This is a genomic window from Streptomyces sp. MZ04 (genome assembly GCF_004684775.1).
Taxonomy (GTDB): domain Bacteria; phylum Actinomycetota; class Actinomycetes; order Streptomycetales; family Streptomycetaceae; genus Streptomyces.
The window spans coordinates 1-10,725 of sequence record NZ_SRIC01000273.1 but is presented as its reverse complement, the minus strand read 5'-3'; the positions used below and the strand labels follow the sequence as shown (position 1 = coordinate 10,725).

Here is a 10,725-nt window from a genome sequence, read left to right as displayed (position 1 = left end):
GGGTGGGGCGGTGGCAACCCCAAGGCCGCAGGCCGGCCCCCTCACGCCCCCGGCAGCTCCGGGGCGCTCTTCGGCGGGGTTTCCTCCAGTGCCGCCAGCGCCAGGCGGATCGCCTCGTCCAGTTGGGGGTCCGCGCCGGATGCGTAGTCGTCCGGCGTCGTCACCACCTCCACGTCCGGGTCGACGCCGTAGTTCTCGACGCCCCACTCGTATCCCTCGAGCCAGAACGCGTACTTCGGCTGGGTCACCAGCGTCCCGTCCACCAGGCGGTACCGGCTGTCGAACCCGATCACCCCGCCCCACGTCCGCGTCCCCACCACGGGCCCGATCCCCAGCGCCTTGATCGCCGCGTTCACGATGTCCCCGTCGGAACCGGAGAACTCGTTGGCGACGGCGACGACCGGTCCACGGGGCGCGTCCGCCGGGTAGCTGTACGGCCGCGCGCCGCGCGGCAGGTCCCAGCCGATGATCTTCCGGGCGAGTTTCTCCACGACCAGCTGGGACGTGTGCCCGCCACGGTTCTCGCGTACGTCCACCACGAGACCGTCCCGGGCGACCTCCACCCGCAGGTCCCGGTGGATCTGCGCCCACCCGGGAGCCTGCATGTCCGGCACGTGCAGATAGCCGAGCCGGCCCCCTGAGCGCTCATGGACGTACGCACGACGGTCCGCGACCCAGGCGTGGTACCGCAACGGCTCCTCGTCGTCGACGGGGATCACCACCGCGTGCCGCGGATCACCGCCCCCCGCGGGGGACACGGTCAGTTCGACGGGCTTGCCCGCCGTACCCACGAGCAACGGCCCGGGTCCCGTCACCGGATCGACCGGCCGCCCCGCGACGGCGAGCAACGCGTCGCCGGCCCGCACCGCGACCCCGGGAGCGGCGAGCGGCGAGCGGGCGCCGGGATCCGACGTCTCGGAGGGGAGGATGCGGTCGATCCGCCACGCCCCGTCAGCGCCCCGCGAGACATCCGCCCCGAGCAGCCCCTGCCGCGCCGCGGACGTCCCCCAGGACCCGCGCCCGACGACGTACGCGTGCGACGTGCCGAGCTCTCCGGCGACCTCCCACAGCAGGTCCACGAGATCGTCGTGCGTGGCGACGCGGTCGAGCACCGGCCGGTACCGGTCGAGCGCCCCGGCCCAGTCGACCCCGCCGAGGTCGGGCCGCCAGAAGTTGTCCCGCATGAGCCGCCCGGCCTCGTCGTACATCTGGCGCCATTCGGCGGCGGGGTCGACGGTCTGCCGGACGCGGGTGAGGTCGACGGTGATGTTGGAGTCGGAGTTCTCGTCGCCGGAGGCACGCCGGTCGCTCGGTACGACCTTCAGCTTGCCGTCGACCCACAGCAGCACCCGCTTGCCGTCCCCGCTGACGGAGAAGTGGTCGGCGTCCGACGCCAGTTCCTCGATGCGCTGCTGTGCGAGGTCGTAGCGTTCGAGCTCGGTCTGCGGGTCGGGATCGGACGGGGTGGCGCGGGAGGCGCCGAGTACGCCCCGCACGGGGTGCCGCAGCCACAGGACGCCGTCCTTGGCGGCCCGCAGCGTGGAGTAGCGGGCGGCTTCGACGGGGAAGGGCACGATGCGGTCGGCGAGCCCGTCGAGGTCGATCCGGGTGACGGGAGCGCCCTCGCTGTCCGGGGTCTCGTCCTTGTCGGGCGCCTCGAAGGGCCGGCCGTGGCGCTGCGGCCCGAAGGGCGAGGGCGTGGTGGCGGCCAGCGTGATCAGGTAGGGCCGCGATCCGCCGACGAAGGCGAGGTCGAAGACGTGCTCGTCGTAGACGGGGTCGAAGGCGCGCGCGGACAGGAACGCCAGGTGCTTGCCGTCCAGCGTGAACGCGGGCGCGTAGTCGCGGAACCGCAGCGGGGTCGCCTCGGACACCGAGAGATCGCCCGTGTTCGCCAGCTTCAGCTGCCGCAGCGGGCGCGGTCCCGGATGCGACCAGGCGAGCCAGGCCGAGTCCGGCGAGAAGACGAGCCCGGTGGCGTCCCCGTCCTCCCCGCGGTCGACCTCGCGCACCTCACCGCTCTCCCGCTCGACGAGCAGCACACGGCCGTCGTGCGAGGCGACGGCGGCCCGGCTGCCGTCGGGCGCCATGGCGAGCCCGAGCACCCGGCCCAGCTGCCCGGCGGCGATCCTGCGGGGCGTCGCACCCGGCGCGAGCCCCGTGGCGGGCGCGAACTGGAGCGCGTCGTCGCCCTCCGCGTCCGTGACCCAGACGACGTGTTCCTCGCCGTCGACGCGGAACGTGCGCGGCAGCCGTGCCCGCACACCGTGCTCGACGGCGAGGGCGCGGGCGGGCCCCTCGCGGTGGGTCACCCAGTGCACGCCGCCGCGTACGGAGACGGCGCTGCCGCGCCCCGTGTGGTCGGGGGCGGCGGCACCGAACCAGCGCGCCGCGCTCACGGGGAACGGCTGGAGGTCGGTGCGCTGGCCGCCGAGGCGGATGTCGATGCGGCGCGGCTCGGCGTCCACCAGGTCGTCCAGGAGCCAGAGTTCGCCCGCGGAGGCGTAGACGACGCGTGTGCCGTCGGTGGCGGCGTGCCGGGCGTAGAAACCGTCGGCCGCCGTGTGCCGGCGCAGATCCGAGCCGTCGGGCAGCGAGGAGTAGGCGGCCCCGACGCCTTCGTGGTCGGAGAGGAAGGCGATGCGCTCCCCCACCCACAGCGGGTACTCGATGTTCCCTTCGAGCTCTTCATGGACGCGTACGAAGCGGTCGTCGTCGCCCTCGTCACCGGCGCCGACGCGCCGGATCCACAGCTTCCCCGCCGCGCCGCCCCGGTACCGCTTCCACCAGGCGGCCTCGCGCCCCATCGGCACGGAGAGCAGCAGGACTTGACCGTCCTGAGGGCCGTACGTGAGATCGCCGACGAGTCCGTACGGCAGCGTTTCGGCGGGCCCGCCGTCCAGCGGGACGGCCCGCGCCCAGCTGCGGCGCAGCGATGCCTGACCGTACGTACTGGTCGCGAGGACCTGTCCGTCCGGGGTCCAGCCCCGCACGGACGTACGCGAACTCCCCCAGTACGTAAGGCGCTTGGAGGATCCGCCGTCGACCGGGGCGACATGCACCTCGGGGGCGCCGTCCCGTGTGGAGGTCCAGGCGAGGGTCGTGCCGTCCGGGGAGATGCGGGGGTGGTTCACCGGCATGTTGTCGGCGCTGACGCGCCATGCCCGGCCGCCGTCGAGGGGGGCGACCCAGACGTCGTCCTCAGCGGTGAAGGCGACCAACTCGCCGCGCAGATGCGGAAACCGAAGATACGCAGGGTGTCCAGTCAGTGTCACACAGCCAGCCTAAGCAGGTCGGCGGAGCCGGTCAGCGTTTTGGATCACTTGCCCTTGAAGGTCGGGTCGGGAGCGGCGGGCGGCGGATCGGGCGTGACGGTCACCGTGACGGTGGGACCGGGTTGCCGGGTCGGCTTGTCGCCGTCATGGTCACCATCACCGTTGCCGCCATTGCCGTTGCCGCCATTGCCGTTGCCGCCATTGCCGTTGCCGTCGTCGCCCCCGGAGCAGTCGCCGAGCACGTCCACCCGGAACCACTCCTTGCCGTCGACCCTGGCGGTCAGGTTCCCGCGTACGCAGTGACCGTCGACGACGGACGTCACCGTCCCCTTGACGGTGATGTCGCCGGTGTCGTCGGACCCCTTGCCGTTCTTGCCGTCCTTGGCCTGCCCCTGGCAGTCGACATGGGCGACGGCGTCGACCGGACCGCCGCTGGACGGGGTGACCTCGTCCTTGAAGCGGGCGGTGCAGCTGATCCACAGCACGCCGAGGTGCTGCCGCTCCAGTTCCTTCGTCGCCATCTCGTCGGTGGTGATCGCGATGGAGGAGGTGTTCATGTCCCCGTCGACGGGATCGCACGCGGCGCCCCCGATCACCGCGGCCCCCGCGAGCCCGACGGCGTACAGCACCCGCCGACGCCGCCCGCGCACGTCCACCGCACGATCCCGTAAGCGCCTCAATGCCCCCATGGGCGGCAGCGTGCCACCGCGGGCCGCCTGACGGTAGACCGCTTTTCGTCCACTCCGGAACACCGGGGAGACGCGTGCCCCGGCCCGGTCACGTCATCTCCGAGGGCCACTGGGAGTACGGATCGCTGGTGGACATGACCGACAACGACGACCGGAAGTGGCTCAACCTCTACGAGCCCGGATCCGTCCGGCTGCTCGAGAGTGCCCTCAGCCGCGCAGCAGCAGCCACTGCTGCAGCTCCACCAAGTTCCCTTCCGGGTCCTTGAGATGGGCGACCCGCATGCGGTCGGTCATGGGCGCGGGGCCCTGGGTGATGACCCCGCCGCGCTCGACGATCCGGCCGCAGTACGCGTCGAGGTCGTCGACCCGCAGCACCACCAGTGAGCGGTGCCCCGTCGCCGGCTCCTCCAGTTCGCCCAGGAGTTGAGCCATCATCGAGCGGTCCTGGAGCGCGATGCCCGCGGAGCCGGTCGCCGGACTGAATTTCTCGTACGGTCCGTCCACCGCCCCCGACTGCGGCTTGAGGCCGAGGACTTCGGCGTAGAAGTGGTAGCAGGCGCTGAAGTCCGATACGAGCAGCCGCACTTGGGCCAGTTCCATGGCATCCCCCTTACCTTGCGCGGGGGTTCAGGACCAGCGGCCCGTGCGTCCGAGCAGCAGTGCGGCCGCCGCCGTCCCCGCGGTCGATGTACGCAACACGCTACGCCCCAGGCGGTACGGCTTCGCACCCGCGGCGGCGAAGGCCGCGAGCTCGTCCGGCGACACGCCGCCCTCGGGGCCGACCACCAGGACGATGTGCCCGGCCGCCGGAAGCTGCGCCGTGGCCAGCGGTTCGCTGCCCTCCTCGTGCAGGACGGCCGCGAGGTCCGCCTCCGCGAGCAGCGCGGCGACCTGCTTGGTCGTCGCCGCGTCCGCGACCTCCGGGAAGCGCACCCGGCGCGACTGCTTGCCCGCCTCGCGCGCCGTGGCCCGCCACTTGCCGAGCGCCTTGAGCCCGCGCTCGCCCTTCCACTGCGTGATGCAGCGGGACGCCGACCAGGGCACGATCGCGTCGACGCCGGTCTCCGTCATGGTCTCCACGGCGAGTTCACCGCGATCGCCCTTGGGCAGCGCCTGCACAACGGTGATCCGGGGCTCCTCGGGAGCTTCTTCCCGTACGGCGTCCATCCGCACGATCAGCCGGTCCTTGCCCTCGGTCTCGAGGACCACGCAGTCCGCCCAGCGCCCGGCGCCGTCGGTGAGGACGAGCTCCTCCCCGGGGTCAAGACGCTTCACGGAGACGGCGTGCCGCCCTTCGGGGCCATCGAGTACGTAGCGTCCTTCGCCGCCCGCGTCGAAGTGCTCGACCACGAAGACGGGCGCGGTCATGCCTGGCTCCCGGGCTGGTTCCCCTGCTGCCCCCCGGCGGCCAACGCGGCCTTCGCCGTGGCGAGTTCGACCGCGAGGACCTCGACGAGCTGCCCGGCGGGCAGCTCCCGCGCCATCCGGTGCCCCTGCCCGGCCCAGAGCGCCATGCCCTGCGCGTCACCGGCCTTGGCGGCGGCCTTGCGCAGGCCGCTGGTGAGGTGGTGGACCTGGGGGTAGGCGGCGGGGGCGTACGGGCCGTGCTCGCGCATGAAGCGGTTGACCAGGCCGCGGGCGGGGCGGCCCGAGAAGGCGCGGGTCAGTTCGGTCCTGGTGAACAGCGGATTGGTCATGGCCTGCTTGTGCAGGACGTTCGCGCCCGACTCGGGGCAGACCAGGAACGCCGTGCCGAGCTGCGCCGCGTCCGCGCCCGCCGCGAGCACGGCGGCGATCTGCGCGCCGCGCATCAGGCCGCCGGCCGCGACCACGGGGATCTGCACGGTCTCGCGCACCTGCGCGATGAGCGAGAGGAGGCCGAGCCCGGAGCCGTCCGTCTCGGGGTTGTCGCGGTGCGTGCCCTGGTGGCCGCCCGCCTCGATGCCCTGCACGCAGACGGCGTCGGCGCCGGACCACTGCGCGGTCTGTGCCTCTTCGGGGGTGGTGACCGTGGCGACGGTGATCGTGCCGACGCGGGCGAAGGCGTCGAAGACGTCGCGGGTGGGGCACCCGAAGGTGAAGGAGACGACCGGCACGGGGTCGTCGATCAGAATGGCGAGCTTGGCGTCGAAGCCGTCGTCGCGGCCGCTGTCCGGATCGCCGAGCTGTGTCTCGTACCAACTGGCCTCGCCCGCGAGCTGGCTGCGGTACACATCGACGGCGGCGGCGTCGGCGTACTCGGGCTGCGGCATGAAGAGATTCACGCCGAAGGGCCGAGCGGTGAGCCCCCGCAGCTGTTTGATCTCCTGATACATCCCGTCGGCCGTTTTGTACCCGGCGGCGAGGAAGCCGAGCCCCCCGGCCTCGGACACGGCGGCGGCGAGCTGCGGACAGGAAGCACCGCCCGCCATGGGGGCCTGCACGATCGGATGGCGGCAGAGATCGGTCAGCGCGGTGGACATGAACGCATCGTGCCATGCCCTGGGCGGGCGGCCGAATCGCCCCTTCCGCTGGGCCGGTGAGCGGGAACCACCTTCCCCGCCCACCTACCCGTCACTCGGCGCTACCGCCCGTTGAACGCATCCTTGAGACGCGAGAACAGCCCCTGCTGCCCCGGCTGGAACTGCCCCGTGGGCCGCTCCTCGCCCCGCAGCTGCGAAAGCTCCCTCAGCACCCGCTCCTGCTCGGCATCGAGCTTCGTCGGCGTGAGGACCTCGACGTGGACGATCAGATCGCCACGGCCGCCGCCCCGCAGATGCGTGATGCCGCGCCCGTGCAGCGGGACGGACTGCCCCGACTGCGTACCGGGACGGATGTCGATCTCCTCGAGCCCGTCAAGCGTCTCGAGCGGCACCTTGGTGCCGAGAGCCGCCGCCGTCATCGGGATCGTCACCGTGCAGTGCAGATCGTCCCCGCGCCGCTGGAACACGGCGTGCGGCAGCTCGTGGATCTCCACGTACAGGTCACCGGCGGGGCCGCCGCCGGGGCCGACCTCGCCCTCGCCCGCGAGCTGGATCCGCGTGCCGTTGTCGACACCGGCGGGGATCTTCACGGTCAGCGTCCGCCGCGACCGGATGCGGCCGTCGCCGGCGCACTCGGGGCACGGCGTGGGCACGACCGTGCCGAAGCCCTGACACTGCGGGCAGGGCCGCGACGTCATGACCTGGCCGAGGAAGGACCGCGTGACCTGCGACACCTCACCGCGACCGCGGCACATGTCACACGTCTGAGCGGACGTCCCGGGGGCCGCCCCCTCACCGCTACAGGTCGTACACACCACAGCGGTGTCGACCTGAATGTCCTTGGTGGTCCCGAAGGCGGCCTCGTCGAGGTCGATCTCCAGACGGATCATGGCGTCCTGGCCACGGCGCGTGCGCGAGCGCGGTCCGCGCTGCGACGCCGTACCGAAGAACGCGTCCATGATGTCCGAGAAGTTCCCGAACCCGCCCTGCCCGAAGCCGCCGGCACCGCCGCCGCCCGCCTGGGACAGCGGGTCGCCGCCGAGGTCGTAGACCTGCTTCTTCTGCGGGTCCGACAACACCTCGTACGCGGCGTTGATCTCCTTGAAGCGCTCCTGAGTCTTCGGATCCGGATTCACATCCGGGTGAAGCTCACGCGCCAGCCTCCGGAAGGCCTTCTTGATCTCGTCCTGGGAAGCGTCGCGGCGCACGCCGAGTACGGCGTAGTAGTCCGTGGCCACTTACGACTCCGCCAGGATCTGTCCGACGTAACGTGCCACTGCGCGTACTGCTCCCATCGTTCCCGGATAGTCCATGCGGGTCGGTCCGACCACGCCGAGTTTGGCTACTGCCTCGCTGCCCGAACCGTAGCCGACCGAGACCACGGACGTGGAGCTGAGTCCCTCATGGGCGTTCTCATGACCGATCCGTACGGTCATGCCCGAATCCGTCGCCTCGCCAAGCAACTTGAGGAGTACGACCTGCTCCTCGAGCGCCTCGAGGACGGGCCGGATCGTGAGGGGAAAGTCATGTCCGAAGCGGGTGAGATTGGCCGTTCCGCCGATCATCAGCCGCTCCTCGGTCTCCTCGACGAGGGTTTCGAGAAGCGTGGAGAGCACCGTGGCCACCGTGCCCCGGTCCTCCGCGTCGAAGGAGTCCGTCATGTCCTGCACCAGCTGCGGCACGTCCGCGAAGCGACGGCCCGCGACCCGGCTGTTGAGCCGCGCCCGCAGATCCGCGAGCGAGGTCTCGCCGAACGGGGCGGGGCAGTCGATCATGCGCTGCTCGACCCGTCCGGTGTCCGTGATCAGTACGAGCATCAGGCGGGCCGGGGCCAGCGAGAGCAGCTCCACGTGCCGCACCGTCGACCGCGTGAGCGACGGGTACTGAACCACCGCGACCTGCCGGGTCAGCTGCGCGAGCAGTCGCACCGTACGGGCGACCACGTCATCGAGGTCGACGGCACCGTCGAGGAAGTTCTGGATGGCCCTGCGCTCGGGCGCCGCCATCGGCTTGACGCCGGCAAGGCGGTCGACGAAGAGGCGATACCCCTTGTCGGTCGGGATGCGCCCCGCGCTCGTATGAGGCTGGGCGATGAACCCTTCCTCCTCCAGCGCCGCCATGTCGTTGCGGACGGTCGCCGGGGAGACGCCGAGGCTGTGCCGTTCGGTGAGGGCTTTGGAGCCGACGGGCTCCTCCGTCCCCACATAGTCGTGGACGATGGCGCGCAGCACCTCGAGCCTGCGTTCACTGAGCATCCGCGCACACCTCCTGCGGTTCGTCCACCGTTTCGCCCTGACACTTGTCTGCCCCGAGCCCCTGCCTGGCACTCCCCTCGGGCGAGTGCCAGTCCTCACCGCGCCCAGTGTACGGCCGACGGGTACGGCCCCGGCAAGGGCCGGACCTCGCGCTTCGGTACAGCGGGCGAGGCAGCGGCTGCCAACCGGTCCGCCGGGGGCTAGCGTCGGCTTATGGACGTGGCGCTGGCATGGGACGAGGCGGGCTGGGAGCGGCTCGCGCCGCACGTCGGGCGGCGGCGGCTTCCGGTGTGGGACTGCACGGCGGGCCTGGTCGTCGGCGGCGAATCGGCCCTCATGATCGAGGCGGGCTCGACCCTGCGCGAGGGCGCGGAGCTGCGGACCCAGGCCCGCCGCATCCTGGGCGGCGGCCGCCGGGTCACCCATCTCGCCCTGACCCACCCGCACTTCGACCATGTGCTCGGGGCGGCGGCGTTCGCGGGGGTCGAGCTGTACGGCGCGGTGGGCCTGGACACGCTGCTCGCGAGGGGCCGGGACGAGCTGCGGGATTCGGCGGTACGGCACGGTGTCCCCCTGGACGCCGCGGCCGAGGCCGCCGATCTGCTCGTCCACCCGCATCACATGGTGTGCGGGGAGTGGACGCTGGACCTGGGCGGCGGGGTGCAGGTGCTGCTCGCCAATGTGGGCCCCGGCCACTCGGGCCACGACATGGCGGTCCTCGTCCCCGGCACGGACAGCTCCCCGGAGATCGTCTTCTGCGGCGACCTGGTGGAGGAGTCCGGCGAACCGCAGGCGGGTTCCGACGCGGTCCCGTCCCGCTGGCCGGCGGCGCTCGACCGGCTCCTGGACCTGGGCGGGGACGACGCGTTGTACGTCCCCGGGCACGGAGCCGTGGTGAATGCGGAGTTTGTCCGTGCGCAGCGGGCCACATTGGCGGCCCGTTTCGGCGTGTCGTAGGCAGCGGGGCCCCGCCTCTTCCTATCGTCATCCGAATGCGCCAGTACTCCCCCGACCTCACCCCGCCGTGGAAGAAGCCGAAGCCCGTGCCGGAGGTCGCCGCGGACGCGGGCCTCGTGGTGGAGGAGCTGAGCACCGGTTTCTGCGGGGCGGTGATGCGCTGCGAGAAGACGGCGGAGGGGCTGACGGTCACCCTCGAGGACCGCTTCGGCAAACACCGCGTCTTCCCGATGACGCCGGGCGCCTTCGCTTGGGAGGGCCGCACGGTAACGCTGGTACGAGCCTCCGCCTCCGCTCCGGCACGTCCCACCCGCACCGCTTCCGGTTCGGTGGCGGTGCCGGGGGCGCGGGCCCGGGTCGCCCGCGCGGGTCGCATCTACGTCGAGGGCCGCCACGACGCGGAGCTCGTGGAGCGGGTCTGGGGCGACGACCTGCGTATCGAGGGCGTCGTCGTCGAATACCTGGAGGGCATCGACGACCTCCCCGCGATCGTCGCGGAGTTCACCCCCGGCCCGGACGCCCGCCTCGGCGTCCTGGTGGACCACCTGGTCCCCGGTTCGAAGGAGTCCCGCATCGCGGCGTCGGTGACCAGCGCCCACGCACTGGTCGTCGGCCACCCGTACATCGACGTGTGGGAGGCGGTGAAGCCGGGGTCTGTGGGGATCGCGGGGTGGCCCCGGGTCCCCCGGGGCCAGGACTGGAAGACCGGCGTCTGCCACGCCTTGGGCTGGGCCCCCCATACAGGCGCAGCCTGGCAGAGGATCCTCGGCTCGGTACGCAGCTACCGGGACCTGGAGCCGGAACTCCTGGGCCGCGTAGAGGAACTGATCGACTTCGTCACAGCGCCCTAACCACCCACCCGCCTTTTCAGCCCGTCCGGCGTTTGAGGACGAACTCGGCGGAGCCGGTGATCTGCCGAGCCATGAGCCCGACGGAGTCGGAAAGTTTCGGGAAGGGGCGGGGTTGGGGAAAGGAACCCGCTCTGACCGTCAGCCGACGCAACCCTCAGTCGACGAGATCCCGCACAACCCCATCCGCCAGCAACCGCCCCCGCAAGGTAAGAACCGCCCGCCCTTCCCCGTAAGGC

9 protein-coding genes are annotated in these 10,725 nt (G+C 71.9%); 2 read left to right on the top strand and 7 right to left on the bottom strand.

Going from position 1 to position 10,725, the window contains the following annotated elements:
• Positions 1 to 41: 41 nt before the first annotated feature.
• The 7 genes from E2651_RS35250 to hrcA all read right to left on the bottom strand — a co-directional run bounded on the left by E2651_RS35250 (position 42) and on the right by hrcA (position 8,681).
• Positions 42 to 3,269 (bottom strand): S41 family peptidase, encoded by a 3,228-nt coding sequence (locus E2651_RS35250; RefSeq protein WP_167828991.1) that lies wholly within the window; start codon positions 3,267 to 3,269, stop codon positions 42 to 44.
• Positions 3,270 to 3,319: 50 nt separating this feature from the next.
• The gene (locus E2651_RS35245; RefSeq protein ID WP_135335333.1) at positions 3,320 to 3,931 is read right to left on the bottom strand and encodes a hypothetical protein; all 612 of its coding nucleotides are present in this window, start codon (positions 3,929 to 3,931) and stop codon (positions 3,320 to 3,322) included.
• A 240-nt stretch (positions 3,932 to 4,171) separates the two neighbouring features.
• Positions 4,172 to 4,564 (bottom strand): VOC family protein, encoded by a 393-nt coding sequence (locus E2651_RS35240; protein ID WP_135335332.1) that lies wholly within the window; start codon positions 4,562 to 4,564, stop codon positions 4,172 to 4,174.
• A gap of 27 nt (positions 4,565 to 4,591) precedes the next feature.
• Positions 4,592 to 5,332: a 16S rRNA (uracil(1498)-N(3))-methyltransferase gene (locus tag E2651_RS35235; RefSeq protein WP_135335331.1), complete on the bottom strand. Its 741-nt coding sequence runs from the start codon at positions 5,330 to 5,332 to the stop codon at positions 4,592 to 4,594.
• Positions 5,329 to 6,426, bottom strand: a complete 1,098-nt coding sequence (locus E2651_RS35230) for a nitronate monooxygenase (protein WP_135335330.1) — start codon at positions 6,424 to 6,426, stop codon at positions 5,329 to 5,331. Before E2651_RS35230 ends, E2651_RS35235 begins: the two co-directional genes overlap by 4 nt.
• A 101-nt stretch (positions 6,427 to 6,527) precedes the next feature.
• Entirely contained in the window at positions 6,528 to 7,664 is a 1,137-nt protein-coding gene (gene dnaJ, locus E2651_RS35225; RefSeq protein WP_135335329.1) for a molecular chaperone DnaJ, read from the bottom strand.
• On the bottom strand, positions 7,665 to 8,681 hold the full coding sequence (gene hrcA / locus E2651_RS35220) for a heat-inducible transcriptional repressor HrcA (RefSeq protein ID WP_135335328.1): 1,017 nt from the start codon (positions 8,679 to 8,681) through the stop codon (positions 7,665 to 7,667). It abuts the gene before it with no gap.
• Between the two features lie 213 nt (positions 8,682 to 8,894).
• On the opposite strand from hrcA, the gene E2651_RS35215 reads away from it, so the two are divergent.
• Both E2651_RS35215 and E2651_RS35210 read left to right on the top strand, forming a co-directional pair.
• Positions 8,895 to 9,638, top strand: a complete 744-nt coding sequence (locus E2651_RS35215; RefSeq protein ID WP_135335327.1) for an MBL fold metallo-hydrolase — start codon at positions 8,895 to 8,897, stop codon at positions 9,636 to 9,638.
• Between the two features lie 35 nt (positions 9,639 to 9,673).
• Positions 9,674 to 10,489 carry a DUF3097 domain-containing protein gene (locus E2651_RS35210; RefSeq protein ID WP_135335326.1) on the top strand — a complete coding sequence of 272 codons (816 nt, stop codon included), beginning with the start codon at positions 9,674 to 9,676 and terminating at the stop codon, positions 10,487 to 10,489.
• Positions 10,490 to 10,725: the final 236 nt, after the last annotated feature.

What these genes read in the sequence shown, in the direction of transcription:
- E2651_RS35240 (WP_135335332.1), bottom strand. Translation starts at nt 4,564, where the DNA reads ATGGAACTGGCCCAAGTGCGGCTGCTCGTATCGGACTTCAGCGCCTGC.
- E2651_RS35235 (WP_135335331.1), bottom strand. Translation starts at nt 5,332, where the DNA reads ATGACCGCGCCCGTCTTCGTGGTCGAGCACTTCGACGCGGGCGGCGAA.
- E2651_RS35230 (WP_135335330.1), bottom strand. Translation starts at nt 6,426, where the DNA reads ATGTCCACCGCGCTGACCGATCTCTGCCGCCATCCGATCGTGCAGGCC.
- hrcA (WP_135335328.1), bottom strand. Translation starts at nt 8,681, where the DNA reads ATGCTCAGTGAACGCAGGCTCGAGGTGCTGCGCGCCATCGTCCACGAC.
- E2651_RS35215 (WP_135335327.1), top strand. Translation starts at nt 8,895, where the DNA reads ATGGACGTGGCGCTGGCATGGGACGAGGCGGGCTGGGAGCGGCTCGCG.
- E2651_RS35210 (WP_135335326.1), top strand. Translation starts at nt 9,674, where the DNA reads ATGCGCCAGTACTCCCCCGACCTCACCCCGCCGTGGAAGAAGCCGAAG.